Origin of the sequence: Shinella lacus (assembly GCF_010994755.1) — a bacterium.
Taxonomy (GTDB): domain Bacteria; phylum Pseudomonadota; class Alphaproteobacteria; order Rhizobiales; family Rhizobiaceae; genus Shinella; species Shinella lacus.
Window position 1 is genome coordinate 100630 of record NZ_WHSB02000015.1, and the last position, 26769, is coordinate 127398.

The window sequence follows — 26769 nt, forward strand, 5'->3', positions numbered from 1 at the left end:
TTCGCGGGGGCGACGACTGTGCGCCCGTCCGATGCCGGCTAACGGAGCCTTCGCTCCCTCAGCCGGCACGGGACTTTGTCACTTCGACCGTGCCTGTGCAAGGTCGCTCAGGATGCCTGCGGCGACGCTCACCTTGGCGAGCGTGGCTTCGCCCGTCTCGGTCAGCGCCGAGAGGTTTGCCGTCACGCGGGCAAGCCGTTCCTTGTCGGCCTGCTGCCAGGTCGCAAGCGGCGCCTTGTCGCCCTTGTGGCCGGTCAGCACGACGCTCGCCAGGTCCCGGCGGGCATTGGCGATGTCGGTGAGGCTGCGTTGCAGGGCAAGCGACTCGTAGAGATCGCCGGTCGGAATGCGGCTTGCCGCGGAAAGCAGCCGGCCGATATTGAGCGCCGCGCTGATGCCGGCAAAGGTCTGCGCCGTCTTGCCGAGCGTGTCGCCGGTCGCCGATGCGATCAGCATCACTTCCGGCACGAAGGTCAGCATGGAAAGCGTGGCGATCTCCTCCGCCAGGTCCGCCGGCACGCCCTCGTCCTCATAGGCATGGGCCTTGCGGCGCGCCTCGTCGCCGGCGGCTTCCGAGATCAGCGTCGAGAGCTGCGGGCGAAGCTGCTTCAGCGCCTGCTTGAGCTTGTGGACGGCCTGGTCGAGCGGGCCGGACACGGCGCTGGTCGTCAGCAGCAGGCTGGTGACGGTGGCGTAGATGCGGCCGATCTCCTCGTAGAGCTCGTTCTGCACCGCGCCTGCCACCAGGGTGTCGAGCGCGTCGACGCCGGCATAGAGGGCTGCGAGGCCATAACCATCGCGGGCGATGACGGCGGCCTTCACGGCATCCGCCGGGCCGAAGCCGGTGCCGTCGGTCAGCGAGTTGATGAAGGCCGGGCCGCCGCGGTTGATCACCTCGTTGGCGAGGATCGTCGCGATGATCTCGCGGCGCAGGCGATGCGAGCGGATGTCGTCGCCATAGGTCTTCTGCATCTTCGCCGGGAAGTAGCTGATCAGCGTCGGCTCGAAATAGGGCTCGTCCGGCAGGCCGGTGTGCACGAGCTCGTCGAACAGCACGAGCTTGGCATAGGAGAGCAGCACGCCGATCTCCGGCCGGGTCAGCGGCTTGCTGGCCTGGTAGCGTTCGGCGACCGTGCGATCGTCGGGCAGCGTCTCGACCTTGCGGTTGAGCTGGCCGGCGGCCTCGAAGCGGTCCATCAGGCGTGTCAGCGGCGCGCGGTTGGCGGCGCCCTGCTTTTCCGTCAGCGAAATCGCGAGCGATTGCAGGTAGTTGTTGCGCAGCACGAGGTGGCCCACCTCGTCCGTCATCGAGGCGAGCAGCACGTTGCGCTTGGCGCGTGTCAGCCGCTCGTCGCGCATGGCGGAGGCGAGCGCGATCTTGATGTTGACCTCGACGTCCGACGAATTCACGCCGGCCGAGTTGTCGATGGCATCCGAGTTGCAGCGTCCGCCCTTCATGGCGAAGGCGATGCGGCCGCGCTGGGTGACGCCGAGGTTGGCGCCCTCGCCGATCACCTTTGCACGAAGATCGTCGGCGACGATGCGGATCGGGTCGTTGGCGCGGTCGCCCACTTCCGCGTCCGTCTCGTTCTGGCCGCGGATATAGGTGCCGATGCCGCCGAACCACATCAGGTCGACCGGCGCCTTGAGGATCGCCGTCATGATCTCGAACGGCGTCGCCTTGGCCTTGTCGATGCCGATCACCGCCATGGCTTCCGCCGTCAGCGTCACGGATTTCTCCGTGCGCGGAATGATCATCGCCCCCTTGGAGAGGACCGAGCGGTCATAGTCCTGCCAGCTCGACCGCGGCAAAGCGAACATGCGGCGGCGCTCGGCGAAGGACGTATCGGTATCCGGATTCGGATCGATGAAAATGTCGCGGTGGTCGAAAGCGGCCACGAGCCGGATTTTTCGCGACAGCAGCATGCCGTTGCCGAAGACGTCGCCCGACATGTCGCCGACACCGGCGACGGTAAAGGGCGTCTTCTGGATGTCGATGTTCATCTCGCGGAAGTGGCGCTTGACGGTCTCCCAGGCGCCGCGGGCGGTAATGCCCATCTTCTTGTGGTCGTAGCCGGCCGAACCACCCGACGCGAAGGCATCGTCGAGCCAGAAGCCAGCTTCCTGGGCCAGCCCGTTCGCCGTGTCGGAGAAGGTCGCCGTGCCCTTGTCGGCGGCGACGACGAAATAAGGGTCGTCGCCATCGAGGCGGACCGTATCGGCCGGCGGCACGACGTCCTGGCCGACGATGTTGTCGGTGACGGAGAGCAGCGTGCGGATATAGGTCTTGTAGGCCTCGGTGCCGGCCTTGAAGATGGCGTCGCGGCTGCCGCCGGCGGGAAGCTGCTTCGGATAGAAGCCGCCCTTGGCGCCGACCGGCACGATGACCGAGTTTTTCACCTGCTGTGCCTTTACCAGGCCCAGCACTTCCGTGCGGTAGTCCTGCGCACGGTCCGACCAGCGCAGGCCGCCGCGGGCGACCTTGCCGAAGCGCAGGTGCACGCCTTCCACCTCGGCGCCGTAGACGAACATCTCGCGGAAGGGCCGCGGTTCCGGCAGGCCGTCCAGCGCCTTCGGATCGAGCTTGATCGCCAGCGTCTTGCGCGGCTTGCCGTCGGCATCGCGCTGGAAATAGTTGGTGCGCAGCGTCGCCTGGATGGCGTTGACGTAGCGACGCAGAATCCGGTCCTCGTCGAGGCTCGGCACGTTGGCGAGCGCCTCTTCGATCGCCGTGGCGGTCTCGCCGGTCTTCTTCTCGCGCTGGCGATCCGAAAATTTCGGGTCGAGGCGGGTCTTGAACAGGCGGAAGAGGTTGGCGGCGATCGGCGGGTATTTGTTCAGCGTGTCGGCGATATAGCCCTGCGAATAGGGAATGCCGGTCTGACGCAGGTAGCGCGAATAGGTGCGCAGCGCCATGATTTCGCGGGCGGAAATGCCGGCGGTCAGGATGAGGCGGTTCAGCGCGTCGTCGTCGACCTCGCCATGCCAGGCCGCAAGGAACGCCTCCTCCAGCATCGGGCTCAGCTTGTCGAGATTGATCTCGATGCCGTCGCGGTGCTTGAGCTCCATGTCGTGCAGGATGACCCGGCGCTGTTCGCCGTCGAAACCGGCGACCGTGAGATCATGCGTCTGTTCGCTGACGACGTTGAAGCCGAGGTTTTCCAGCAACGGCACGCGGCGCGACAACGAAACGGGCTCGCCGGCATGGAAGATCTTCAGCTCGACCGTGCTCAGGTCGGTGTTCCAGGCCTTGCGGTAGAAGGAAATGCGGATCGGGTTGTCCGGCGTCGCCGTCGAAATGAGGGCGAGGTCGGCATGGGCTTCGGCGGGCGTGAAGTCCTCCTGGTAGCCGCGATCGGTGACGAGGCGCAGGCCATCGCCGCCGGAGAGCGTTTCGAAGCGGTCGGTCCAGCGCGTGGCGATCTCGCGCACGGCCTGTTCCAGCTTTGGCTGCGGAATGCGTGGCGTCTTGCCGCCGGAGCGGCCGATGATGAAGTGCACGCGGGCAAGTCCGCCTTCCGGGAAAGCCGGGTAATAGGCGGAGACGCGGCCATCGTAAGCCGACTTCAGATAGTTGCCGATCTTTTCACGCACGTCGGAATCATATTGTTCGCGCGGCACGTAGACGATGACGGAGACGAAGCGGTCGAAACGGTCGATGCGCGGCAGCACGCGGATGCGCGGCCGGTCGGACAGTTCGTTGATCTGTTCGCAGAAGGTGGCGAGCAGGCCGGTGTCGATCTGGAAGAGATCGTCGCGCGGATAGGATTCCAGCGTGTTGATCAGCATCTTGCCGGAATGGCTCTTCGGGTCGTAGCCGAAATGCTCGACGACGTCAGCCACCTTGGAGCGCAGCAGCGGGATCTGGCCGGCAGCATGCGTATAGGCGGTGGAGGTGAAGAGGCCGACGATGCGCAGTTCGCCGATCACCTTGCCCTTCTCGTTGAACCGCTTCAGGCCGATATAGTCCATATAGGCGCGGCGGTGCACGAGGGATTTCACATTGGCCTTGGTGACGATCAGGAAATCCGGGCCTTCGAGGAATTCGAGGATTTCCGGCGTCGTCGTCACGGCGTCCTTGCCGAGCCGCAGCACGCGCACGTCGGGGTCGGACAGGATGCCGAGCCCTTCGCCGCCGCGCTCCACGGTCGCCTGCTCGCCCTTGCCGGAATAGCTGTATTCGCGCATGCCGAGGAAGGTGAAGTTGTTGCTGCGCAGCCAGGTCATGAAGGCGAGCGCTTCATCCTTGTCGGCCTTGGCCTTGGCGTAACGCTCCATGTCGGCCATGGCGCTGTCGAGCTTTTCCACCATGGCGGGCCAGTCGTCGACGGCCTGGTGAACCTGGTTCAAAACGGTGTTCACGCGCTCGACGAGCGAGGCGGCTTCGCCCGGTGCGAGTTCCGACAGGTGGATCTCGATATGGCTGACCCGGTGCGCCGGATCGCTTTCCTCGTCCGGCGAGAAGAGTTTCGGCGTTTCGCCCGGGGTGACGACGAGGATCGGATGGACCGCGAGGTGTATGTCGCGGTGCGTGCTTGTCACTTCGCCCATCACCGAATCGTAGAGGAACGGCTGGTTGCGGTCGGTGACCGAGAGCACGGAGACGGGCTCGCCCTCCGGGCGAACCTCCGGCAGCGTGGTGACGGTGACGCGCGGCGTGGCACCGTCCCAGGCCTCGATTTCGGCCATGGCATGGGCGGCGGCAACCGCCAGCATCGGGCCGGTATAAAGCTCGATGTCGTCCTTGCTGGCACGCCCGAACAGGATGTCGGGGTTCAGTGTCTTTGCGCCGAGGGCGGCAGCTGCAGCCTTTGCGGCTTCGATGTGTTTTTCTCGTTTCACGTTGGTCCGGGCACCCATGGAATTCTCCCTCGAATCCGATGGCCGGACGTTAGCAGAAGAAAAAATACCTGCGACGAAATTTGTGGAATCGTCAGAAAATTCAATCGATTTTGTCCGGAATAGGTCAGTTACACTGTCGTTTCGCCCAGGAATTCCTGTTTTTTCGACGAAAAGACGTCACAAACCGGTCATGCGGAGCGATCGGCGGTGTCGCGCGAGAGGTGGATGGCAGGGCGGGCGTTGACAGGCTCGGACCCCCTTGTCATCACTCGACTGGACGAAAGGGAGCCGGCTTATGAACGAGAGCGACAAGGGCACGGTCATCGTGATTTCGAGCCATGTGGTGCGCGGCACGGTCGGCAACCGCGCCGCCGTCTTCGCGCTCGAGACGCTCGGGCACCCGGTCTGGGCGCTGCCGACGGTCATCCTGCCCTGGCATCCGGGACACGGAAAATCGACCCGCGTGGCGATCTCGGCGGAAGATTTCGACGCGATGATCTCCGACCTTTTGCGCGCGCCTTGGCGCGGCGAGGTGAAGGCGGTGTTGTCGGGCTATCTCGGCAGTGCTGCGCAGGTGGCTTCCGTGGCGCGCCTTGTGTCGGGGCTCAAGGCGGAAAATCCGGACCTTCTCTATATGTGCGATCCGGTCTGCGGCGACGAGAGCGGCCTTTATATTGCGGAAGAAACGGCGGTGGCGATCCGCGACCGGCTGATCCCGCTCGCCTCGATCGCCACGCCCAACCGGTTCGAGCTGGCCTGGCTTTCCGGTGCGCCGCTGGAAACCAATGCGGCGGTCATGGAGGCGGCTTTGTCGCTCGGGCCGTCGCGCATGCTCGTCACCTCTTCGCTGCCGCTGATGGCGGGCAGCACGGGCAATCTCTATCTCTCCGGGCGCAGTGCGCTTCTGGCGGAACACCGCCTCGTGCCCAATCCGCCGAACGGCACCGGCGACCTGCTTTCGGCGATCTTCCTCTCCCGGCTGATGGAAGGCCTGGCGGAAGAACGGGCCTTGATGATGGCGACAGCCAGCGTCTTCGAGATCGTCGCGCGCACCGCCAAGCGCGGTGCCGACGAGTTGACGCTGGAACAGGATGCCGGGAGCATTTCCACGCCCATGGCCATGGTGCACATGCGCCGCCTCCTGCATCCGGCGCAGACCAAACGGCCCTGAATCGTCTTGCGCCATCCCGTGCGGAGTGGTTTATGCACATCCGGATGGGGCCTCATCCGGCAGATCGTTTGCACGGGGGTATTTTGACACCATGAACAGCTTTCCCGACCGTCTTCTGAATGGCTACCGCAATTTCATGTCCGGCCGTTATGCCGAACAGTCGGCGCGCTACCGGGCGCTGGCCGAGACCGGCCAGAAGCCGAAGACGCTGGTGATTGCCTGTTGTGACTCCCGGGCAGCACCCGAGACGATCTTCGACAGCGGACCGGGCGAACTCTTCGTGATCCGCAACGTCGCCAACCTCGTGCCGCCCTATGAGCCGGACGGGCAGTACCACTCGACGTCGGCGGCGCTTGAATTTGCGGTGCAGTCGCTGAAGGTCAGCGATATCGTGGTGATGGGCCATGGCCGCTGCGGCGGCATTTCGGCAGCGCTCGCGCTCGATGCCGAGCCGCTCTCGCCCGGCGACTTCATCGGCAAGTGGATGGGCATGCTGAGGCCCGTCGCCGAACAGATCCAGGGTGCCGAACTCCTGACGCAGGGGGAACGCCAGCGTGCGCTCGAGCGCGTCTCGATCCGCAACTCGCTCGCCAATCTCAGAACCTTCCCCTGCGTGCGCATCCTGGAAGAAAAGGGCCGCATCCAGCTGCACGGCTCATGGTTCGACATTTCGACCGGCGAGCTCTGGATCATGGACGCCAAGACCGGCGATTTCGTGCGCCCTGGCACGTAAAGAAAAACCCGGCGCGAAGCTCGCACCGGGTTTCCTGCATTCGATCTTGTCCCGACTTATTCGCCGTCGATTTCCGCGCCGATGATGGCGATCGCGCGCTGGTAGACGCTGGCCGCGTTCCAGCCCTGCAGGGCGCCGAAATTGCCCTGGCCCGGCTGGTAGCCGCCGCCGGCGCTCCAGCCGTGGCCGCGCAGGAAGTTCGCGGTGGAGGCGAGTGCGTCGGCCTTCGAGCCGACAAGGTCGATGCGGCCGTTGCCGTCGCCGTCGACGGCGTATTTCAGCACGTTTGCCGGCAGGAACTGCGTCTGGCCGATTTCGCCATGCGCGGCACCCCGTGCGGACGTCGAGAGAATGCCCTTCTGGACAAGCTGCATCGTGGCGTTGAGCTGATTGGTGAAATATTCCGAACGGCGGCAATCATAGGCGAGTGTCGCCACGGCCGAGATCGTGTGTTCCTTGCCGAGGAAGCCGCCGAAGCCGGTTTCCATGCCCCAGATGGCCAAGAGCGGGCCGGCCGGGACGCCGTAGCGGCCCTCGATGCGCTCGAATAGCGCTGCGTTCTGCTTCTTCAGGCCCTTGCCGCGGCGGATGATCGCCTGGCCGCCACGCTTCTGCATGAACTGTTCGAGGGAGAGTTTGAAACTCTTCTGGCCGCGGTCGGCGCGGATCGTCGCGCGGGCATAGCTGACATTGGCGAATGCCTTGTCCAGCGTGGCGCGGTTGATGCCGCGGCCGGCGGCCTCGTCCTTGTATGCCTCTACCCAGGCAGGAAAACCGCCTGCATCGTTGCCGCACTTGGCAGCTTCAGCCGCCGCCGGCACTGCTGCCGTGGCGATCATTGCGGCCAGTACCTTGGCCACGCTCCGTGTCATGCCCATGAAAAACCCCGTGATCTAAATCAAATTCCGCTGCGGGAGCATGCCATGCCCCGCCGTTCCTGTCATCGCACCTTGCCGTGAAGCCGTTCCGGCCTGTCCGCCGGCATGGTTCAAAGCAAAGTCCCGATCGTTCTCAGACGGAACAATCGGGACTTTTATTTAAAATTGGTTACCGGAACGTTGCCACATTTGCCAGAAACGCGGAAACACTCCAATTTTGCCGTCCGCTCCCGTGATCAGGCAGCCTGCTTCTTCGCCTTGATCAGGCCGCGGGCGACGAGCAGTTCCGCGATCTGGATGGCGTTGAGCGCGGCACCCTTACGCAGGTTGTCGGAGACGACCCAGATGTTGAGGCCGTTTTCGACGGTTGCGTCCTCGCGGATGCGCGAGATGTAGGTGGCGTCTTCACCGGCCGATTCGTACGGGGTGATGTAGCCGCCGTTCTCGTGCTTGTCGATGACTTGGCAACCCGGCGCCTCGCGCAGGATCTCGCGGGCCTCGTCCGCCGTGATCTCGTTTTCGAACTCGATGTTGACCGATTCGGAATGACCGATGAAGACGGGGACGCGCACGGCCGTGCAGGTCACCTTGATCTTCGGATCGAGGATCTTCTTGGTCTCGGCCAGAACCTTCCACTCTTCCTTCGTGTAGCCGTCTTCCATGAACGAATCGATGTGCGGAATGACGTTGAAAGCGATGCGCTTGGTGAACTTCTTCGATTCGACCGGATCGGCGACGAAGACGGCGCGGGTCTGCTGGAAGAGCTCGTCCATGCCTTCCTTGCCGGCGCCGGAGACGGACTGGTAGGTCGAGACGACGACGCGCTTGATCGTGGCGCGGTCATGCAGCGGCTTCAGCGCGACGACGAGCTGGGCGGTCGAGCAATTGGGGTTGGCGATGATGTTCTTGCGGGTAAACATCGTGATCGCGTCAGGGTTCACTTCCGGAACGACAAGCGGAACGTCGGCGTCGTAGCGCCAGGCCGAGGAATTGTCGATGACGACGCAGCCCTTGGCGCCGATCTTCGGCGAATACTTCTGCGAAACCGTGCCGCCGGCCGACATCAGGCAAATATCCGTGTCGGAGAAGTCGTAGTTTTCCAGGTTCTGGACCTTCAGCGTCTTGTCGCCGAAGGAGACTTCGGTGCCGAACGAACGGCTGGACGCAAGGGCGACGACTTCGTCGGCCGGGAAGCCGCGCTCAGCCAGGATGTTCAGCATTTCACGGCCGACATTGCCGGTCGCGCCGGCGATTGCGATCTTGAAACCCATACTCATGCTCTCTTTCTCTGTCTCTCCGCGGGTTCTGGAGGGAAACCCGCCGGCCTCGACGCGGGTTTCGGTCCCCGGCCATACCGGGGAGAGAGCGGTGGGCCAGAGACGTCAGACGGTTTTCGTCGTCGTTTTGGCCGTTGTTTTGGAAATGGATGCGCAATGGCGAACCCGTCCGGCGTTGAAGGCCGGATCGATCATGCTGGCGATGGTAAGACCAAGGCGGGACATGGCGGTTCCTTTGCGTGGGTGCTGAATACGCTCATCTCACGAAGAGTCAAGCCTTGCGCGTGCGCAAAGCGGCGCTTCGTCGAAGACGTCCATCTTCGACCAAAGTCTTACACCCAAAGTCATAAGCCCAAAGCAGCGCTGCTGTCACAGTTCTTTTTCTGCCATCCTTCCAATCAGGCGCACCCTGTCCTGGGTTTTAAGGGAGAAACTCCGGACGATCATGGGCTGCCCGACACGCCGTTTTTGTGGAGGACAATGAAATGGCAAATGTTTCGACAGTGGGCGCGGCCAAATCGACGCCCATGACCGGCGAGCAGAAGAAGGTGATCTTCGCCTCTTCGCTCGGCACTGTTTTCGAATGGTATGATTTCTACCTTTACGGTTCCTTGGCGATCTATATTGGCGCCACCTTCTTCAGCCAGTATCCTGAAACGACGCGCAATATCTTCGCGCTTTTGGCCTTTGCTGCGGGCTTCCTCGTGCGTCCGTTCGGCGCGCTGGTGTTCGGTCGCCTCGGCGACCTCGTCGGCCGCAAGTATACCTTCCTCGTCACGATCCTGATCATGGGCTTCTCGACCTTCGTGGTCGGCCTTCTGCCCGGTGCTGCCACCATCGGCATCGCCGCTCCGATCATCCTGATCATCCTGCGCATGCTCCAGGGCTTGGCGCTCGGCGGTGAATATGGCGGTGCCGCGACCTACGTCGCCGAACACGCCCCGGACGGCAAGCGCGGTTACTTCACCTCGTGGATCCAGACGACGGCGACGCTCGGCCTGTTCCTCTCGCTGGTGGTCATCCTGCTGGTCCAGTTCATTCTCGGCAAGGAAGCCTTCGCCGAATGGGGCTGGCGCATTCCGTTCCTGCTTTCGGCCATCCTGCTCGGCGTTTCCGTCTGGATCCGTCTGAAGATGAACGAATCGCCGGCCTTTGCGAAGATGAAGGAAGAGGGCAAGGGCTCCAAGGCACCGCTGACGGAAGCCTTCGGCCAGTGGCGCAATGCCAAGATCGCGCTGCTCGCGCTGTTCGGCGCCGTCGTCGGCCAGGCCGTCGTCTGGTATTCCGGCCAGTTCTACGCGCTGTTCTTCCTGACCGGCGTACTGAAGGTGGACGGCCAGTCGGCCAATATCATGGTCGCCTGCTCGCTGCTCATCGGCACCGGCTTCTTCGTGCTGTTCGGCTGGCTGTCGGACAAGATCGGCCGCAAGCCGATCATCATGGCCGGCCTGCTGCTCGCCATGCTCACCTACTTCCCGCTCTTCAAGGCCATGACCTGGGCCGGCAACCCGGCGCTCGCACAGGCGCAGGAATCGATCCGCGCGACGGTCACCGCCGCCCCGGGCGATTGCAAGTTCCAGTTCAACCCGACGGGCACGGCGAAGTTCACCACCTCGTGCGATATCGCGACGTCGTTCCTGACCCGCAACTCGGTGCCCTATGATGTCGTCGCCACGGCGGCTGCCGGCACGGCTGCGACCGTCAAGATCGGCGACAAGACGATCAACAGCTACGACGCCATCGCTTCGGCCGACCAGGCCAAGGCGCTCGACGCCGCCTTCCAGAAGGAAACCAACCTTGCCCTGCAGGCCGGCGGTTACCCGCTGGTGCGCGGCGCGATCAAGGTGCCGGACTCCAAGCTCGACGCCTTCGTCGCAGCCAACCCGGAACTCGCGCTCGATGCCGCCGCGATCCGCGCCGGCGAGAAGGCGACGACGCCCGCTGCCGACCTCGTCACCGCCAAGCTGCTGACGGCCGAAGAAGCCGCTGGCGTCACCGAGATGGCGGTCTACACGGTCGACAAGGGCGGTGCCTTCACCATGGTCGCCGATCCGGCAAATGTGAACTGGATCATGACCATCGCCGTGCTGACGGTCCTCGTGATCTACGTCACGATGGTCTACGGCCCGATCGCCGCCCTGCTGGTCGAACTCTTCCCGACCCGCATCCGCTACACCGGCATGTCGCTGCCCTACCATATCGGTAACGGCTGGTTCGGCGGCCTGCTTCCGGCAACGGCCTTCGCAATGAGCGCTGCCCAGGGCGATATCTACTACGGCCTCTGGTATCCGATCGTGTTCGCCGGCATCACGCTGGTCATCGGTCTCCTGTTCCTGCCGGAAACCAAGGACCGCGACATCCACGCCATGGATTGATCTCCCCCTTCCGATTGTTCATGGCGGACCCGGCTCGTGGCAACACGGGCCGGGTTCTTTATTGGGGCTTGGGCGGCAACAAGGCTTTCGGCAGCGGCCAGCCGTGCTCGTTGAAGCGGAAGAGCCATTCCTGGCGGGCGAAGACGAAGGCGGTGGCGACGGCGGTCCAGAGGCCGAGCAGCAGGCCGGCCGCGACGTCGCTCGGATAATGCGCACCGACGATAACGCGGGAGATGCCGATCATCAGCGCGCCGATCAGGAAGAGCGGCCGCAGCCGCGGCGCCAGCATGGAAAAGGCGCCGAAAAACGAGCCGACGGCCGCCGAATGGCCGGACGGGAAGCTCGCATAGAGATTGTCATAGGCGAAAGGCGTCAGGCTGTAGGCGCCGAGTTCGGAGAAGAGTTCCGGCCGCGCCCGCCCGACGATCAGCTTGAAGAGATGCACCAGCGCGCTCGTCGCGCCGATCGTCACGAGGAAATAGAGCGACAGCCGCCGCGCCGTGCGGGCACGACCCGCCAGCGTCTCGTTGCGGCTGACCCGGTGCACGATATAGGCGAGCATGACGACGAGGCCCGAGCCGTAAATCATCCAGCTGAAGGTGCCGAAATCGGTGATGCGCTCGTTGAAGGTGACGACGCCGCCCGGAAGGCCCTGGGCGCGCTGGGACAGTGTGGGATCGAAGGGCACGAGGGCCACGACGAGCAGCACGGTGGTGGCGAGGATCCAGAGCGAGGAGGTCGCAAACGATCGGTTCATGGTCATCCTTTGAAAACAGCGTCGCTTCCATGTGTTGGCGGCAGCCGGCATTTCAAGGGAGCGCAAACGAAAAAGGCTCCCGGAGCACCTGCGCCGGGAGCCTTTTCAGCGAAGATGGTGGTCTCAGGCCGAGAGCTTCTTGAACGCTTCGAGAATAGCGTCGCCCATCTCGGTCGTGCCGACCTGGCGGCTGCCTTCCGACATGATGTCGCCGGTGCGCACGCCGCTGTCGAGCACGTCGGCGATCGCCTTTTCGAGGTTGTCGGCTTCCGCGACCATGTTGAAGGAGTAGCGCAGGCACATGGCGAAGGAGGCGATCATGGCGATCGGGTTGGCGATGCCCTTGCCGGCAATGTCCGGTGCCGAGCCGTGCACGGGCTCGTAGAGCGCCTTGCGCTGGCCCTTGGCATCCGGGGCGCCGAGCGAGGCGGACGGCAGCATGCCGAGCGAGCCGGTCAGCATGGCGGCGACGTCGGAGAGCATGTCGCCGAACAGGTTGTCGGTGACGATGACGTCAAATTGCTTAGGAGCGCGCACGAGCTGCATGCCGCCGGCGTCGGCCAGCATGTGCTCGAGCTGCACGTCGGAATAGGCGCGCTTGTGCGTCTCGGTCACGACCTGGTTCCACAGCACGCCGGACTTCATGACGTTGCGCTTTTCCATCGAGCAGACGCGGTTGCCGCGCGTGCGGGCGAGTTCGAAGGCGACGCCGGCGATGCGTTCGATCTCGTAGGTGTCGTAGACCTGCGTGTCGATGCCGCGCTTCTGGCCGTTGCCGAGATCGATGATCTCCTTCGGCTCACCGAAATAGACGCCGCCGGTGAGTTCGCGCACGATCAGGATGTCGAGGCCCTCGACGAGTTCGGCCTTCAGCGAGGAGGCATTGGCGAGCGCCGGGTAGCAGATGGCCGGGCGCAGGTTCGCGAAAAGCTTGAGGTCCTTGCGCAGGCGCAGCAGGCCGGCTTCCGGGCGGACTTCGTAAGGAACGTCATCCCACTTGGGGCCGCCGACGGCGCCGAACAGCACGGCATCCGCCGCAAGCGCCTTCTCCATGTCGCCTTCCGAGATCGCCGCGCCGTGGGCGTCGTAAGCCGAGCCGCCGACGAGGCCTTCGTCGGTCTCAAAACCGGCGCCGAGTTCGGCGTTCATATAGGCGATGATCTTGCGGACTTCCGCCATGGCTTCCGGGCCGATGCCGTCGCCGGGCAGGAGAAGGAGGGTACGCGCTGTCATGGCATTTTCCTTGATGTCATGGAATGGTCGCGCGCTTCTTAGCGCAACTTCCGTTCAAGGAAAATCGCCGGGACGAAAGATTTTTGCGCGAGCGTTTCAGTTTTGCCGGAGCGCCGTCACTTCGATTTCGATCAGCATTTCCGGTCGGATCAGGTCGCAGACGACCATGGTCGCGGCGGGGCGGATCCGCCCGAAGGTCTCGCCGAGGATCGGAAAGACCCGGTCGGCGAAGGCGGCGTCGGTCACGTAATAGTGGCAGCGCACGATGTCAGCGAAGGAGAAGCCGGCCTCCTCCAGAACCTCGCCGATCGTGGCGAGGCAGCGGCGCGTCTGCTCTTCGACGCTCTCGGGCATGGTCATGGTGGTGTAGTCGTAGCCGGTCGTGCCGGAAACGAAGCACCAGTCACCCTGCACGACGGCGCGCGAATAGCCGGCCTTCACCTCGAACGGCGAGCCGGACGAGATCAGCCGGCGCATCGGCTCAGGCCCAGGGCCGCGAGGAAGCGGTCTGCTTCTCGTAGCTGTCGATCGATGTCGCCTTTTCCAGCGTCAGGCCGATGTCGTCGAGGCCGTTCAGCAGGCAGTGGCGGCGGAAGGCGTCGATATCGAAGGTGATGCGGCCGCCATCGGGGCCGGTGATTTCCTGGGCTTCCAGGTCGACGGTCAGGATGGCGTTCGAGCCGCGGCTCGCATCGTCCATGAGCTTGTCGAGGTCGTCCTGGCTGACGACGATCGGCAGAATGCCGTTCTTGAAACAGTTGTTGTAGAAGATGTCGGCGAAGCTCGTCGAGATGACGCAGCGGATGCCGAAGTCGAGCAGCGCCCACGGCGCGTGTTCGCGCGAGGAGCCGCAGCCGAAATTGTCGCCGGCGACCAGGATCGTGGCGTTCTGGTAGGCGGGCTTGTTCAGCACGAAGTCTTCGTTGACGCTGCCGTCTTCATGAAAGCGCGCTTCGGCAAAGAGGCCCTTGCCGAGGCCGGTGCGCTTGATCGTCTTCAGGTAATCCTTGGGAATGATCATGTCCGTGTCGATATTGACAACGGGAAGCGGCGCGGCGACGCCGGTCAGCTTGACGAACTTTTCCATGGCAAGGACCCTCGGAATACGGTGATGTCGGTTTCGCCAAGCGTTTAGATCAGTTTTCCCGGAATTTGAAGGAGAATCTTCCGAACCGCCGGGCGACCAGACGCAAAAGCCGGGCGCGGTCTGCGCCCGGTGCCTCCTGAAGGAGGGAATGCGGCCTAAAGATCGATGATCGTGCCGCGGCCGTCGTTCCAGATACGCGGTTCGCGCTGGCCGGGGGCGGCGCGATCGTTGCGCGCGCGGGCCGTCGCCCGGACCGGACGGGGCTGGAGCTTGCCTGCGAGCATGCTGCCGAGCATCAGCACGGCGACGATGCCGGCGATGGCAAGGCCGAGCGAGGCGGCGAACAGGAAGGTCGCGCCGGCAATCAGCATGGTGAGGACGGTGAAGACGATGGAGCGTATGCGCTGCATGGGATTTTGCCCTTTCTGTAGAAAAGAATGTGGGGGTCGATTTTGTCCATTGCAAGGCCGAAACCGGTAGTGCTTGCCGGCTGCGACAAAGCGCGGCAAAAAGGACGGATGAACAGGACACCGCACCACCATCCGCTCGCTCTCCGCCGCTCGGTGCTGAGCGTTCCCGCTATAAACACTCGGGCGCTCGCCAAGTCCGCGACGCTCGACTGCGACACGATCATCTTCGACCTCGAGGATTCCGTGCTGCCGGAGAAGAAGGCGGAGGCGCGGGCGGCCCTCGTCGCCCATTTCCAGGGCCTCGACCGCTCGGGCGCTCACGAATATGTCATCCGGATCAACCCGCTCGACGGACCGGACGGCGCGCTCGACCTCGAAGCGGTGCTGGACTGCATGCCGGACGCTTTGCTGCTGTCGAAGGTCTCGGCGCCGCAGGACGTGCTCACCGTCGCCGACTGGCTTTCCGAAGCGGGCGCCGACGAGGGGCCGCGGCTTTGGGCGATGGTCGAGACGGCCGCCGGCCTGCTCAACCTTGCGGAAATCGCCGAGACGGGCCGCACCCATGGCGGCCGGCTCGACTGCTTCGTCGTCGGCCTCAACGACCTGCGCAAGGAAACCGGCATCGCCGATATTCCCGGTCGCCCCTTCCTCGTGCCGCTGCTGCTTCAGGTGGTCGTGGCGGCGCGCGCCTCGGGGCTCGATGTCATTGACGCCGTCTTCAACGATTTTTCCGATACGGATGGCCTCGAGGCGGAATCCCGGCAGGGCCGCCAGATGGGCTTCGACGGCAAGATGCTGATCCACCCGGCCCAGATCGCCATCGCCAACGAGGCTTTTGGCGTGACGGAGGCCGAAGCCGCCGAGGCGCTGGCCATCGTCGCGGCCTTCGACGCGCCGGAAAATGCCGGCAAGGCCGTCGTCGAGCTTGCCGGCCGCATGGTCGAGAAGCTCCACGCCGAACAGGCCGGGCGCGTGCTCGCCAAGGCCGACCTGATCAACGAGAGAAAGAAGAAAGCATGAAAGTCTACCGCTTCCTGACCGGTCCCGACGACGCCGCGTTCTGCCACAAGGTGACGCTGGCGCTGAACAAGGGCTGGGACCTGCACGGCTCGCCGACCTATGCCTACAATGCCGAAACGAAGCTGATGCAGTGCGGCCAGGCGGTGGTGAAGGACGTGCCGGGCAAGGAATATACGCCGGACATCAAGCTTTCCGAGCAATAAGCGCGAAACAAAACGCGGCGCCGCCACTCCCCACCTCTCCTCCGTCATGGTCGGGCTTGACCCGACCATCCATGGCCAGGGTGCCGCGTGGATCCTCGGGTCAAGCCCGAGGATGACGTCGTGGGTGGGGCGCCGTCGGTCGCTAAACGTCGTCAGCCTCAGCCCGCCGCGATCTCGGCGCTGGCCTCGATGCGTTCCATGTCGTCGTCCGACAGGCCGAAATGGTGACCGATCTCGTGGATCAGGACGTGGGTGATGATGTCGCCGAGCGTTTCCTCGTTCTCCGCCCAGTAGTCGAGGATCGGGCGGCGGTAGAGGGTGATGCGGTTCGGCATTTCACCGGTCTCGACCGTGAAGCGTTCGCTGATGCCGCGGCCCTCGAACAGGCCGAGCAGGTCGAAGGGCGTTTCGAGCGCCATGTCCTCGAAGACGTCGTCGCTCGGGAATTCGGCGATCTCGATGATGAGATTGCCGGTCAGCGCACGGAACTCTTCCGGCAGGTGCCCATAGGCTTCGAGCGCCAGCGATTCGAACGCGCTGATCGTCGGGGCGTGGCGCGTCCGCCAATCATCGGTCTGGTCTATGCGGGCCATGGGCTCTCCTTTGCCCGTCATATAGACGATTTCCAGCGTTTTTCGAGGGTCGAATTTGCATGCCCCGCCTGCATCCTATGCGTAAATGGGGCGGTTCGCGCGACGATTCGACGTTTGGGCCGGCAGGGGACGGAATCGGAGGCTTTCGGGAAAATCTGGGTCGAAAGCGAGTTTTGCAATAAAATGTGATCGGTCAGTTTGCCGCACCGTTCGAAGTCTTTTTGACATGTCACTGAACTGTAACCCTCTGAAAAGACGATATTTATAATCAAGTTTAGAATGACTCTAAATTCATGAGTCAGCAAGGCTGACCTGTTCATTCTTGACAGCAAAGGTCGTCTTTTGCTTAATGCCGGAAACTCAGTGCTTTGCGTATGACAGGCAAGACGAAATGCTGGTTTGCAGCTGCAACTTCATAACCGATAGTGAAATTGTCGACGTGATCAACGAGCTCCTTGATGAGGACTGTTGGCAGCTCATCGTGCCTGCAAAAGTCTATCACGCGATGCAGAAGCGGGGCCGCTGTTGCGGCTGTTTCCCCAACGTCGTCGACATCATCATTCGCACAACCGAGCAGTACCACGCCGGCCGCCACTCGACGGACGACGAGATATTTGATTTCATGATCCGCCTCAAACAATTCCATGAAGAAAACAGGAGAGCGGACCTTGAAAGGCGACAAAAAAGTCATCGAGCAGCTTAACGAAGCGCTCTATCTCGAGCTGGGTGCTGTCAACCAGTACTGGCTCCACTACCGCCTTCTGGAGGACTGGGGTTACACGCTTCTCGCCAAGAAGGAGCGTGCCGAGTCGATCGAAGAGATGCAGCATGCCGACAAGCTCGTCGCCCGCATCATCTTCCTCGAAGGCCACCCCAACCTCCAGACCGTCGCACCGCTTCGCATTGGCCAGAACGTCAAGGAAGTGCTGGAAGCCGACCTCGCCGGCGAATACGACGCCCGCAAGGCCTACAAGAAGTCGCGCGACATCTGTCATGACGCCGGTGACTACGTCACCATGAAGCTCTTCGAAGAGCTGCTGATCGACGAGGAAGGCCATATCGACTTCCTCGAAACCCAGATCGACCTTCTGAAGAAGCTCGGCGAGGAAAAATACGGCCAGCTCAACGCCGCACCGGCAAACGAAGCCGAATAAGCGCGCATCCGCGCCATCCGAAATGGAAAATCCCCGGCTTTGCCGGGGATTTTTGTTTGTCAGGGCGCCAGGTGCGCGAAGGCGGCGACGACCTCTTCGTAGACCTTGCGCTTGAAGGGTACGATGAGCCCCGGCAGGTCGTGCATCGCCTTCCATTCCCAGGCGTCGAATTCCGGCTCGTGGCCACCCGGCGGTGGGTTGATGGCGATCTCGCTTTCGTCGCCCTCGAAGCGGAAGGCGTACCAGCGCTGCGTCTGGCCGCGATATTTGCCCTTGAGGCCTATGCCGATCAGCTGGGCCGGCAGGTCGTAGTTGATCCAGCGCCCGGCGTCGGCGAGGAGCGAGACGCTCTTCATACCGGTTTCCTCGTAAAGCTCGCGATGGGCGGCGGCCAGCGGGTCCTCGTCCTTGTCGATGCCGCCCTGCGGCATCTGCCAGAGCTGCGGCGAACCGTCATATTCGGAATTGCCGACGGGAATCCGCCGGCCGGCCCAGACCTTGTTGTCCGCGTTCAGCACCATGATGCCGACACAGGGGCGGTAGGGCAGGTCCTCGGCCCGAACCACCTTGTCCTTATCCTTGCCCATCGAAAATTCCTATTTTTTGGCGGGAACGGCTGCAAGCGACGCGACGCCGACGATCTCGATGCCGCGGCCCTGCGCTTCCTCGCACCATTCGCGGATCGCGTCCACACTTTCATCGAAGGCCGAGGCCATGCCGATCGCCGTGCCGTTGCGTCGCGCGATGCGCTCCAGCTCGTCAAGTTTCTTCAGCACCGCATCGCGCGAAAGGTCGGCGTCGAGCTGGAGGTCGGCGAAGGCATGCGGCGCCTCGACGGCGCCGGCGATGGTTCCCGACAGCGACTGCGCCGAGCTGCCGTCGTCGAGGAAGAGCAGGCCACGGCTGGACACATCGCGGATTACCGGCTCCAGCGCATCGGCGTCGGAAAGGAAGCGGCCGCCCATGAAATTGACGATGCCGGTATAGTTGGTGATCTGCGCCATGGCGCGGTGCAGTTCGGCAAGGTTTTCGGTTTCGCCGAGATCGGTGCGCAGCGTGTAGAGGCCGGGGTCGTTCTGCGGATAGTCGAAGGGTTCCAGTGGCATCTGCAGCAGGATTTCGTGGCCGTTGCGGCGCGCCTCCTGCATCCAGCGCGGCAGGCTGTTGCCGCTCGCGGCAAAGGCCAGCGTCACCTCGCCGGGCAGCTCGCGGATCGCGCGCTGCGTGCCCGTCTGGCTGAGGCCGAGCCCGCCGACGACGATGGCGATGCGCGTGCCGCGCGCGCCAGACCATGGCCGGGCGTATTGGTCCATCGGCCGCGTGCCGTCGAGGCCGATGATCGGGATCTTGCCGTCGGAGGTCTCTTCCAGCAGGTCTTCGTTCGGGAAGGCGGCGGAGCGCGCATCCTGGCCGATGCGGTTGGCCTCGATGATGAGCGGGCCGGTGCCGTCGCGCGCGCCCGGCGTGTATTTGCGCACGACATTGCCGTCGTCGGTCAGCGCCTCCTCGACGCGCACGCCGGAAAGGCCGGTCGTCCGGCGCACGCCGTCCTTCGCTTCAGCCGTCTTCTGATCGGGTTTGGTGTCGGTCGTCGTGTCGGAGGAGGCTTCTTCTGTGGGCACCGTGAGCGGCGCGGTGCGCAGGCCGGTCGGCGCGAGTGCGGTCCAGCCGGAAAAGCCGAGCATGCCGGCGATCGCTACGGCAAACACGACATTGCCGGCGGAGAACCGAGACGGTCCTGCCGGTCCTGGCCTTGCCTTGCGGTCCTGGCCGAGAGGTGCGTGAATGTCTGTGCCCAAGGTCAGTCCGTGCTGGCCGGAAGGTGCAAGAAGAAATCCTGGCCCGTGCGGTGACGGGCCAGGAGCAAGCGGCTTACTTCTTCAGCTCTGCCTTTTCCGGATTGGCCGGGAAGGCCTTGTCCGTCTTCTGGCCGCGCAGCAGTTCCAGCGCATATTGAAGCTGGAGGTCGTCCTTGGCTTCCGGCGGCACGTAAGCCGAGGAGCCGGAACCTTCCTGCGTTTCGCTCTGGCCCTGGATGTGGCCGCGCAGGCTGGATTCACCAGCGGCTTCCAGCTTGCCCTGCAACTCGGCCGGCAGCGGCTGTTCGACCGTGATGTCCGGCGTAATGCCGGTGCCCTGGATCGATTTGCCCGACGGCGTGTAGTAGAGCGCCGTCGTCAGGCGCAGTGCACCGGCGTCGCCCATCGGGATGATGGTCTGGACGGAGCCCTTGCCGAAGGACCGCGTGCCGAGCACGGTGGCGCGGCGCAGGTCCTGCAGCGCGCCGGCGACGATTTCCGACGCCGAGGCCGAACCGCCATTGACCATGACGATAACCGGCTTGCCATCGGTGATGTCGCCCGGCGTCGCGTTGAAGCGGCGGGTTTCGTCCTCGTTACGGCCGCGGGTCGAGACGACCTCGCCGCGCTCCAGGAAGGCGTCGGAGACGTTGATCGCCTGGTCGAGAAGACCACCCGGGTTGAGGCGAAGGTCGAGCACATAGCCCTTCAGCTTGTCGGCCGGAACCTCTTCCTTGATCTTGGTGATCGCGGCTTCGAGGTCGTCATAGGTCTTTTCCGTGAACGAGATGACGCGCAGGTAACCGACATCGTTCTCGACGCGGGACTTGACCGCGCGCACCGCGATGATGTCGCGCATGATGGTGAGTTCGATCGGCTTGTCGGCGCCCTTGCGGATCAGCGTCAGCTTGATCGGCGTGTTGACCGCGCCGCGCATCTTCTCGACCGCTTCTTCCAGCTTCAGGCCGCGCACGTCCGCGCCGTCGATCTTGGCAATGAAGTCGCCGGCGAGAACGCCAGCGCGGGCGGCGGGCGTATCGTCGATCGGGGTGATGACCTTGACGAGCTCGTCCTCCATCGTGACCTCGATGCCGAGACCGCCGAATTCGCCGCGCGTCTGCGTGCGCATGTCGTCGGCGTCCTTGGCATTCATGTAGGAAGAATGCGGGTCGAGCGAGGTGAGCATGCCATTGATGGCATTCTCGATCAGCTGGTCTTCCTTCGGCGGCGTCACATATTGCGCGCGCACGCGTTCGAAGACGTCTCCGAAGATGGAGAGCTCACGATAAGTTGACGAGCCGGCAGCTTCGGCAGGCAATGTCGCCGTGTTGATGACGCTCATGGCGGTCGCACCCATCAGTGCACCGACGATCACAAGTGAAGCCCTACGTATCATTGCGTGCCTTTCCAGAATTTTTTGCGGACCACCACGGCCGGGAATCAACCGGTTTTCCGTTCTTTCGGAATTCAATGTAAAGTGTCGGCTTGTCTGTTTCCAGCGTCAAAGCGTTGACACTCGCGACCCTTTTTTCACCCATCACGGCAAGTGGTTCTCCCGCCACGACGAATTGACCCTCTCGCACGCTCACCCGGTCCATGCCGGAGAGCACAAGATGGTAGCCCTCCCCCGCATTCAGGATGATCATGCGCCCGTAACTGCGGAACGTGCCGGCAAAGACGATCCAGCCATCCGAAGGAGCGGTGACCAGCGCGCCGGGATTTGCGGCGAGCGTCAGCCCCTGCGAATCATGGCCGGTGCCGTCTGCTTCGCCAAATTGGCGCAGAACGTCTCCGGCCACGGGAAAGTCCAGTTTTGCCTGCAGTTCGGAGAATTCATATGCCGGAGCAATGCGGTTTTTGTCGGGCACCGAGTCGCGCGCGAGCGCCCTCGCCCGCTCCCGTTCGGCGTCCGTCTGGTTGCGCCGTTCCTCTTCCTTCGTGCGGGCCAGGGCGGCCGCATCGCGCACGGAGCCGATGTCGCGTTCCAGGCTGCCGATCAGGCCTTCCAGGCTGGTGGCGCGGGCCGCGAGTTCCTCGGCGCGCCGGCGTTCCGCGGCCAATGTGCGGCTGTTGGTGGCCGCTAGCGCCTCGTTCTGGGCGACCAGCAGTTCGGAGCGTTTTTCCTCCTCGACGCGCAGCAGCATCGCCTGGGCAAGCTCGGTCCGCTCGCGGTCGATGTCCGTCTTCACGTCCATCAATTCTTTGAGATCGGCGACGAGTTCCTCGGTCTCCTTGCGGATGCCGGGAACGACGGCGCCGAGAAGGATGGCGCTGCGCACGGAGGAGAGCGCATCCTCGGGCTTGACGAGCAGCGCCGGCGGCGGATTGCGGCCCATGCGCTGGAGGGCGGCGAGAACTTCCGCCAAAAGCCCACGCCGCTCGTGCAGCGAGGCGCGCACGCCCGCTTCGCGCTCGCGCATGCCTTCCAGCCGCTTTTCGCCGGCAAGAATCTTGTTTTCCATGTCCTTGCGCATCGCGGCGGACTTGACGATGGCATCGCGCAGGCTCTGGCGGGATTTTTCGAGCGTGGCGATCTCGGCTTCCAGCTCCTTCGTCTTCTCGCTCGAAACCGTGATCGACTGGGACAGCGTTTCGAGTTCCCGGCGCGTGCTGTCACGACGCAGTGCAAGAGCGGCGGCGGGATCGGGCTCGACCTTCGGCAGGGAACCGGTCTTCTCTAGCGCGACATTTCCCTCGACGAGCTCGGCGGCAATGGGGTGGGAAACAAGGGCCAGCGACAGGACGGCCGAAAGCAGGGCCGGTCGCAGCAGGCGACTGACCCCCTCACCCGGATTAACTGTGCCGGCTTTCCTCATCGTCTCCCGAACGTCCGTTCCCCCAACGCTCTATGCTGATTTGGAGGTTTCGCCAAGAAATCCCGCTGTCGGGAAAACACTTGGCCAACAAACCGCGCCAAAAATACGGCCTCTGCCACCCTGCGCGCTCAGGCTTGCGTGACGATTGCGCGTAGAGCAATTCCAGCAAAAGTGTGCAGCGGTTTTGCGTCCGGAATTGCGTAAGAACAAAGAAAGAGAGTGTTTTCGCGATTCGAAGAAACGCGGAAATGCTCTAGCTGCGGTGATAGGGGTGGCCGGAGAGGATGGTGACGGCGCGGTAGAGCTGTTCGGCGAGCAGGATGCGCACCAGCTGGTGCGGCCAGGTGAGCTTGCCGAGGCAGAGCGTGGCGTCGGCACGGTTGTAAAGTGCGGGGTCCAGCCCGTCGGCGCCGCCGATCGCGATCATCAGGTCGCGTTTTCCGCCGTCGCGGAAATTGCCGATCAGGTCGGCAAAGGCGGGGGAATCGAGCGATTTGCCGCGCTCGTCGAGCAGGATCAGCACGGCGCCGTCGGGCAGCGCCTTTTCCAGCAGGACCGCTTCCTCGCGCTTGCGCGTCTCGGCATTGCCTGCGCGGCTTTCGCCGACTTCGACAAGCTTGCCGAGCTCCAGGCCGATGGCGGGGCCGGCCTTGGCGAAACGGTCCAGATAGCGGGCCGCAAGATCCTTCTCAGGGCCGGCCTTCAGCCGTCCAACCGCGAAAAGTCCAACCCGCATCGCCCAAACCCTGTCCGTTCGTGAGTGCGCTCAAGCCGCGCACCCGCTTTTCCTCAGCGGACAGGCGTCCGGCGTCTGTTAATGGACGGTGCCGTCCTCGATCTCGGGAGTCGCCCACATCCGTTCGATGGCGTAGAACTCCCGGACTTCCGGCCGGAACACGTGGATGATGATATCGCCTGCGTCGATCAGCACCCAGTCGCCAGCCTCCAGGCCTTCGACGCGGGCATTGCCCAGGCCTTCGTCCTTGAGATCGGAGATGAGGTGATCGGCAATCGCCATGACGTGACGGTTCGAGCGTCCGGACACGACCACCATGTAGTCGCCCAGTGCTGATTTTCCGGCAATGTCGATGGTAACGATATCTTCTGCCTTGGAGTCCTCGAGGCTTGCGAGGACCAGTTGAAGCGCGCGGTCGGCGGCATCGTCGCCACGTCCCGGGCCTTTCGAGAAGACGCTGCGGGCGCTTCCCTTTGCGTGCACTGTTGTCAGGTTCGTTCCTTTCTGGGTAACAGGACAGCACGTCTCGTACCGGCATTACCTTACCGGTACAGTGTAAATGTAGGCATCAATGCATGCCAGTTTCAAGACGTCACTTCTGAGGGGTGGTTTTCTCTACGGCCGCGCGGTCGCGCAAGGCGGTCGAACTCAGTGCCGAACGCGGCCCGTGGATGAAGGTCCAGGCCGGTGCCCGGCGGCCCGGAAGGCTCATCGCATCCTCCTCGTCGACGCGCGCATAGTCGAAGGTTTTCGCCATGCGCGAGGAGAGGTAGGAGAGCGTCGAGCCGGGGCGGTCGATGACGGCGATCGGGAAGGTGCAGGCGATCTTCTGCCAGTTCTGCCAGCGGTGGAAGGTGCCGAGATTGTCGGCGCCCATGATCCAGACGAAGTGGACGCCGCGGTTCAGCGCCTGCACGCGCTCCAGGGTCTTTGCCGTATAACTCTGGCCGAGGCGTTTTTCGAAGGCCGTCACCTTCACCCGCGGGCTGGGGGCGATCGCTTCGCTGAGCTTGATGCGCTCGGCAAGCGGGGCCAATTGCCGGTGGTCCTTCAGGGGGTTGCCGGGCGTCACCATCCACCAGAGCTGGTCGAGCCCGAGGCGGCGCAGCGCCGTTTCGGCGACGAGCGCGTGGCCTTGGTGCGGCGGATTGAACGAGCCGCCGAACAGGCCGACCGCCATGCCCTTTTCGACATGCGGCATTTTTAGGTAGCGGTCTGCAATGGCGTCCGGCGTCACTTCAGGGCCGCACCTGTCCGGTGCCGCGCACCCGGTATTTGAAGGAGGTGAGCTGCTCGACGCCGACGGGGCCGCGCGCATGCATCTTTCCGGTCGCGATGCCGATCTCGCCGCCCATGCCGAACTCGCCGCCATCGGCAAATTGCGTGGAGGCGTTGTGCAGAAGGATCGCCGAGTCGATTTCCGCGAAGAAGCGTTCGACGACCGCCGGGTCCTCGGCGATGACGGCCTCGGTGTGGGCGGAGGACCATCGGTTGATATGCTCGATCGCGCCGGAAATGCCGTCGACCAGGGTGACCGAGATGATGGCGTCGAGATATTCCGTCGACCAATCCGTCTCGGTGGCGGCAATGAGACCCGGAATGCGGACGAGGATTTCCGCCGTCGCGCGGACTTCGCAGCCGGCGGCGCGCAGGCCCTCCACCAGCGGCGCCAGATGCGTGTCCGCAACGGCGCGGTCGACCAGCAGCGTTTCCGCCGCGCCGCAGATGCCGGTGCGGCGCATCTTGGCGTTGACGACGATCCTTTTGGCCATGTCGAGGTCGGCGGACTTGTCGACATAGATGTGGCAGAGGCCTTCGAGATGGGCGAAAACCGGCACGCGCGCTTCGCTCTGCACGCGCGCGACGAGGCTTTTGCCGCCGCGCGGCACGATGACGTCGATGGCGCCATTGAGGCCGGACAGCATGGCGCCGACGGCGGCGCGGTCCGTTACCGGCACGTACTGGATCGCATGTTCCGGCAGGCCGGCAGCCTTCAGGCCCGCGACGAGGCAGGAATGGATCGCCTGCGATGAATTCACGCTGTCCGATCCTCCGCGCAGGACCACGGCATTGCCGGCTTTCAGGCACAGCGCGCCGGCATCCGCCGTGACGTTCGGCCGGCTTTCATAGATGACGCCGATGACGCCGAGCGGCGTGCGCACGCGTTCGATATGCAGGCCGTTCGGGCGGTCCCATTCGGCGATCACGTCGCCGACCGGGTCCTTCAGGTCCGCGATATCGCGGATCGCGGCCGCGATGCCCTCGATGCGCTCGGCCGTCAGCGTCAGCCGGTCGATGAAGGAGGCGGCGACGCCGCTTTCCTTGGCATTGGCGAGGTCGATTTCATTGGCGGCGAGAATGGCGTCACGGCCCGCGAAGATCTGCGCTGCCATCGCTTCGAGCGCGCGGTTCTTCCGCTCGGCGGTCGCAATCGCCAGCGGCCGGGCCGCGGCGCGGGCATTGCGGCCGATCTCGGCCATCAGACTGTCGATGTCGGTTTTTTTGGCCTGGTCAAGCATGGCTCACATCCCTTCCCGCCTCGGCAAGCGGCGCTGCCGAACGGCCGGTCACCACGAGGTCGTCCCGGTGCACCATGGCCGCGCGGCCGGCGTAACCGAGAATGGCGGCAATCTCCGCCGATTTTTTCCCCACGATCAGGCGTGCTTCGTCGGCATCGTAGCCGGCAAGCCCGCGGGCGATCTCGCGCCCGTTCGCGCCGTAGATCGAGACGGTGTCGCCGCGCGAAAACGAGCCCCAGACGCCGCTCACGCCGGCCGGCAGCAGGCTTTTGCCCGAGGCGAGCGCCGTTTCCGCGCCGGCATCGATTTCGAGACGCCCCGCCGGCTGCAACTGCCCGGCAATCCAGGTTTTGCGCGCCGTGACCGGCGAACCGGAAGGCGCAAACCATGAGGAACGAGCGCCCTCCTCGACCGCGCGCAGCGGATGATCGACCTTGCCCGACGCAATGATCATGGCGCAGCCCGCGCCCGTCGCGATTTTTCCGGCGTCGATCTTCGTCCGCATTCCCCCGCGCGACAATTCCGATGCCGCGCCGCCGGCCATCGCCTCGATCTCCGGCGTGATAGCGTCGATCGTTTCGAGGAAGCGTGCGTCGGGGTCGAGATGCGGCGGGGCCGTATAGAGCCCGTCGATATCGGAGAGCAGCACGAGCAGGTCCGCGCCCGTCATGGTGGCGACGCGGGCGGCGAGACGATCGTTGTCGCCGTAGCGGATCTCGGTCGTCGCGACCGTGTCGTTTTCGTTGATGATCGGCACGGCGCCGAGCTTCAGGAGCTGGTTGATGGTCGCGCGCGCGTTGAGATACCGCCGCCGCTCTTCCGTATCGCCGAGCGTCAGCAGGATCTGGCCGGCGACGATGCCGTCCGTAGAAAGGCTTTCCGACCAGGCGCGCGCCAGCGCGATCTGGCCGACCGCCGCTGCCGCCTGGCTTTCCTCCAGCTTCAGGGCACCCGAGGGCACCTTCAGCACGGAACGGCCGAGCGCAATGGCGCCGGAGGAGACGACGAGCACCTCGGTGCCGCCGGCTCTCAATGCGGCGATGTCCTTGCACATGGCATCAAGCCACGCCTTTTTAAGGCCCCTCGCCCGGTCGACGAGCAGGGCCGAGCCGATCTTGATCACAATCCGGCGGTATTTTCCGAGCGGTTTGCGGTGTCTCGTCATC

The 26769-nt window shown here is 64.0% G+C and carries 25 protein-coding genes; 7 read left to right on the forward strand and 18 right to left on the reverse strand.

Annotation, left to right across the window (positions count from 1 at the left end; all coding sequences use genetic code 11):
* Positions 1–78: 78 nt before the first annotated feature.
* Positions 79–4860: an NAD-glutamate dehydrogenase gene (locus tag GB927_RS27800; RefSeq protein ID WP_256120480.1), complete on the reverse strand. Its 4782-nt coding sequence runs from the start codon at positions 4858–4860 to the stop codon at positions 79–81.
* Between the two features lie 277 nt (positions 4861–5137).
* Here GB927_RS27800 and pdxY point away from each other — a divergent pair, with 277 nt between their 5' ends.
* Positions 5138–6013 (forward strand): pyridoxal kinase PdxY, encoded by an 876-nt coding sequence (gene pdxY / locus GB927_RS27805; RefSeq protein ID WP_256120481.1) that lies wholly within the window; start codon positions 5138–5140, stop codon positions 6011–6013.
* A 91-nt stretch (positions 6014–6104) separates the two neighbouring features.
* Positions 6105–6746: a carbonic anhydrase gene (locus tag GB927_RS27810; RefSeq protein ID WP_256120482.1), complete on the forward strand. Its 642-nt coding sequence runs from the start codon at positions 6105–6107 to the stop codon at positions 6744–6746.
* 56 nt (positions 6747–6802) lie between these two features.
* On the opposite strand, the gene GB927_RS27815 is transcribed toward GB927_RS27810, so the two are convergent.
* A complete protein-coding gene (locus tag GB927_RS27815; protein WP_256120483.1) occupies positions 6803–7624 on the reverse strand; it encodes a lytic murein transglycosylase in 822 nt (273 codons plus the stop codon).
* 236 nt (positions 7625–7860) lie between these two features.
* Positions 7861–8895, reverse strand: a complete 1035-nt coding sequence (locus GB927_RS27820) for an aspartate-semialdehyde dehydrogenase (protein WP_256120524.1) — start codon at positions 8893–8895, stop codon at positions 7861–7863.
* A 491-nt stretch (positions 8896–9386) separates the two neighbouring features.
* On the opposite strand from GB927_RS27820, the gene GB927_RS27825 reads away from it, so the two are divergent.
* Positions 9387–11276, forward strand: a complete 1890-nt coding sequence (locus GB927_RS27825; RefSeq protein WP_256120484.1) for an MFS transporter — start codon at positions 9387–9389, stop codon at positions 11274–11276.
* Between the two features lie 58 nt (positions 11277–11334).
* On the opposite strand, the gene GB927_RS27830 is transcribed toward GB927_RS27825, so the two are convergent.
* The 5 genes from GB927_RS27830 to GB927_RS27850 form a co-directional block, all read right to left on the reverse strand.
* Positions 11335–12033: a phosphatase PAP2 family protein gene (locus tag GB927_RS27830; RefSeq protein ID WP_256120485.1), complete on the reverse strand. Its 699-nt coding sequence runs from the start codon at positions 12031–12033 to the stop codon at positions 11335–11337.
* 123 nt (positions 12034–12156) lie between these two features.
* A complete protein-coding gene (gene leuB, locus GB927_RS27835; RefSeq protein ID WP_256120486.1) occupies positions 12157–13266 on the reverse strand; it encodes a 3-isopropylmalate dehydrogenase in 1110 nt (369 codons plus the stop codon).
* A 96-nt stretch (positions 13267–13362) separates the two neighbouring features.
* Complete coding sequence (locus tag GB927_RS27840; RefSeq protein ID WP_256120487.1) at positions 13363–13743, reverse strand: RidA family protein; 381 nt, start codon at positions 13741–13743, stop codon at positions 13363–13365.
* Positions 13744–13747: 4 nt separating this feature from the next.
* Positions 13748–14353 carry a 3-isopropylmalate dehydratase small subunit gene (gene leuD / locus GB927_RS27845; RefSeq protein WP_256120488.1) on the reverse strand — a complete coding sequence of 202 codons (606 nt, stop codon included), beginning with the start codon at positions 14351–14353 and terminating at the stop codon, positions 13748–13750.
* A gap of 155 nt (positions 14354–14508) precedes the next feature.
* The gene (locus GB927_RS27850) at positions 14509–14763 is read right to left on the reverse strand and encodes a hypothetical protein (RefSeq protein WP_256120489.1); all 255 of its coding nucleotides are present in this window, start codon (positions 14761–14763) and stop codon (positions 14509–14511) included.
* Positions 14764–14871: 108 nt separating this feature from the next.
* On the opposite strand from GB927_RS27850, the gene GB927_RS27855 reads away from it, so the two are divergent.
* Positions 14872–15783: an HpcH/HpaI aldolase/citrate lyase family protein gene (locus GB927_RS27855; protein WP_256120490.1), complete on the forward strand. Its 912-nt coding sequence runs from the start codon at positions 14872–14874 to the stop codon at positions 15781–15783.
* Positions 15780–15986, forward strand: a complete 207-nt coding sequence (locus tag GB927_RS27860; RefSeq protein ID WP_256120491.1) for a DUF1737 domain-containing protein — start codon at positions 15780–15782, stop codon at positions 15984–15986. Before GB927_RS27855 ends, GB927_RS27860 begins: the two co-directional genes overlap by 4 nt.
* 158 nt (positions 15987–16144) lie before the next feature.
* On the opposite strand, the gene GB927_RS27865 is transcribed toward GB927_RS27860, so the two are convergent.
* Complete coding sequence (locus tag GB927_RS27865; protein WP_069061576.1) at positions 16145–16579, reverse strand: metallopeptidase family protein; 435 nt, start codon at positions 16577–16579, stop codon at positions 16145–16147.
* A 349-nt stretch (positions 16580–16928) separates the two neighbouring features.
* Between GB927_RS27865 and GB927_RS27870 the strand changes: the two genes are divergently transcribed.
* Positions 16929–17282 carry a (2Fe-2S)-binding protein gene (locus GB927_RS27870; RefSeq protein WP_256120525.1) on the forward strand — a complete coding sequence of 118 codons (354 nt, stop codon included), beginning with the start codon at positions 16929–16931 and terminating at the stop codon, positions 17280–17282.
* A complete protein-coding gene (gene bfr / locus GB927_RS27875) occupies positions 17248–17733 on the forward strand; it encodes a bacterioferritin (protein ID WP_256120492.1) in 486 nt (161 codons plus the stop codon). The genes GB927_RS27870 and bfr overlap by 35 nt, the downstream gene beginning before the upstream one ends.
* A gap of 59 nt (positions 17734–17792) precedes the next feature.
* Here the strand turns inward: bfr and GB927_RS27880 are convergent, their stop codons facing one another.
* From GB927_RS27880 to proB, 9 genes are all read right to left on the reverse strand, one after another.
* Positions 17793–18320, reverse strand: coding sequence for an RNA pyrophosphohydrolase (locus GB927_RS27880; protein ID WP_256120493.1), 528 nt, complete (start codon positions 18318–18320; stop codon positions 17793–17795).
* Positions 18321–18329: 9 nt separating this feature from the next.
* Entirely contained in the window at positions 18330–19532 is a 1203-nt protein-coding gene (locus tag GB927_RS27885) for a divergent polysaccharide deacetylase family protein (protein ID WP_256120494.1), read from the reverse strand.
* Positions 19533–19605: 73 nt separating this feature from the next.
* Positions 19606–20928, reverse strand: coding sequence for a S41 family peptidase (locus tag GB927_RS27890; RefSeq protein WP_256120495.1), 1323 nt, complete (start codon positions 20926–20928; stop codon positions 19606–19608).
* The gene (locus GB927_RS27895; RefSeq protein ID WP_439655538.1) at positions 20918–22303 is read right to left on the reverse strand and encodes a murein hydrolase activator EnvC family protein; all 1386 of its coding nucleotides are present in this window, start codon (positions 22301–22303) and stop codon (positions 20918–20920) included. Before GB927_RS27895 ends, GB927_RS27890 begins: the two co-directional genes overlap by 11 nt.
* A 298-nt stretch (positions 22304–22601) precedes the next feature.
* Positions 22602–23084: a 23S rRNA (pseudouridine(1915)-N(3))-methyltransferase RlmH gene (gene rlmH / locus GB927_RS27900; protein WP_256120497.1), complete on the reverse strand. Its 483-nt coding sequence runs from the start codon at positions 23082–23084 to the stop codon at positions 22602–22604.
* Positions 23085–23162: 78 nt separating this feature from the next.
* A complete protein-coding gene (rsfS, locus tag GB927_RS27905) occupies positions 23163–23576 on the reverse strand; it encodes a ribosome silencing factor (protein ID WP_256120526.1) in 414 nt (137 codons plus the stop codon).
* 100 nt (positions 23577–23676) lie between these two features.
* Complete coding sequence (locus GB927_RS27910; protein WP_256120527.1) at positions 23677–24285, reverse strand: nicotinate-nucleotide adenylyltransferase; 609 nt, start codon at positions 24283–24285, stop codon at positions 23677–23679.
* A gap of 37 nt (positions 24286–24322) precedes the next feature.
* Positions 24323–25603, reverse strand: coding sequence for a glutamate-5-semialdehyde dehydrogenase (locus tag GB927_RS27915; RefSeq protein ID WP_256120498.1), 1281 nt, complete (start codon positions 25601–25603; stop codon positions 24323–24325).
* The gene (proB, locus tag GB927_RS27920; RefSeq protein WP_256120499.1) at positions 25596–26768 is read right to left on the reverse strand and encodes a glutamate 5-kinase; all 1173 of its coding nucleotides are present in this window, start codon (positions 26766–26768) and stop codon (positions 25596–25598) included. The genes GB927_RS27915 and proB overlap by 8 nt, the downstream gene beginning before the upstream one ends.
* Position 26769: the final 1 nt, after the last annotated feature.

Excerpts from the sequence above, each read along its gene's own strand:
- GB927_RS27865 (WP_069061576.1), bottom strand. The coding sequence starts at position 16,579 with ATGGCCCGCATAGACCAGACCGATGATTGGCGGACGCGCCACGCCCCG.
- GB927_RS27855 (WP_256120490.1), top strand. The coding sequence starts at position 14,872 with ATGAACAGGACACCGCACCACCATCCGCTCGCTCTCCGCCGCTCGGTG.
- GB927_RS27880 (WP_256120493.1), bottom strand. The coding sequence starts at position 18,320 with ATGGGCAAGGATAAGGACAAGGTGGTTCGGGCCGAGGACCTGCCCTAC.
- GB927_RS27820 (WP_256120524.1), bottom strand. The coding sequence starts at position 8,895 with ATGGGTTTCAAGATCGCAATCGCCGGCGCGACCGGCAATGTCGGCCGT.
- GB927_RS27910 (WP_256120527.1), bottom strand. The coding sequence starts at position 24,285 with ATGCCGCATGTCGAAAAGGGCATGGCGGTCGGCCTGTTCGGCGGCTCG.
- leuB (WP_256120486.1), bottom strand. The coding sequence starts at position 13,266 with ATGACAGCGCGTACCCTCCTTCTCCTGCCCGGCGACGGCATCGGCCCG.
- GB927_RS27800 (WP_256120480.1), bottom strand. The coding sequence starts at position 4,860 with ATGGGTGCCCGGACCAACGTGAAACGAGAAAAACACATCGAAGCCGCA.
- GB927_RS27825 (WP_256120484.1), top strand. The coding sequence starts at position 9,387 with ATGGCAAATGTTTCGACAGTGGGCGCGGCCAAATCGACGCCCATGACC.
- pdxY (WP_256120481.1), top strand. The coding sequence starts at position 5,138 with ATGAACGAGAGCGACAAGGGCACGGTCATCGTGATTTCGAGCCATGTG.
- GB927_RS27915 (WP_256120498.1), bottom strand. The coding sequence starts at position 25,603 with ATGCTTGACCAGGCCAAAAAAACCGACATCGACAGTCTGATGGCCGAG.
- GB927_RS27830 (WP_256120485.1), bottom strand. The coding sequence starts at position 12,033 with ATGAACCGATCGTTTGCGACCTCCTCGCTCTGGATCCTCGCCACCACC.
- GB927_RS27810 (WP_256120482.1), top strand. The coding sequence starts at position 6,105 with ATGAACAGCTTTCCCGACCGTCTTCTGAATGGCTACCGCAATTTCATG.
- GB927_RS27840 (WP_256120487.1), bottom strand. The coding sequence starts at position 13,743 with ATGCGCCGGCTGATCTCGTCCGGCTCGCCGTTCGAGGTGAAGGCCGGC.
- GB927_RS27890 (WP_256120495.1), bottom strand. The coding sequence starts at position 20,928 with ATGATACGTAGGGCTTCACTTGTGATCGTCGGTGCACTGATGGGTGCG.
- GB927_RS27815 (WP_256120483.1), bottom strand. The coding sequence starts at position 7,624 with ATGGGCATGACACGGAGCGTGGCCAAGGTACTGGCCGCAATGATCGCC.
- leuD (WP_256120488.1), bottom strand. The coding sequence starts at position 14,353 with ATGGAAAAGTTCGTCAAGCTGACCGGCGTCGCCGCGCCGCTTCCCGTT.
- GB927_RS27850 (WP_256120489.1), bottom strand. The coding sequence starts at position 14,763 with ATGCAGCGCATACGCTCCATCGTCTTCACCGTCCTCACCATGCTGATT.
- GB927_RS27860 (WP_256120491.1), top strand. The coding sequence starts at position 15,780 with ATGAAAGTCTACCGCTTCCTGACCGGTCCCGACGACGCCGCGTTCTGC.
- rlmH (WP_256120497.1), bottom strand. The coding sequence starts at position 23,084 with ATGCGGGTTGGACTTTTCGCGGTTGGACGGCTGAAGGCCGGCCCTGAG.
- proB (WP_256120499.1), bottom strand. The coding sequence starts at position 26,768 with ATGACGAGACACCGCAAACCGCTCGGAAAATACCGCCGGATTGTGATC.
- GB927_RS27870 (WP_256120525.1), top strand. The coding sequence starts at position 16,929 with ATGCCGGAAACTCAGTGCTTTGCGTATGACAGGCAAGACGAAATGCTG.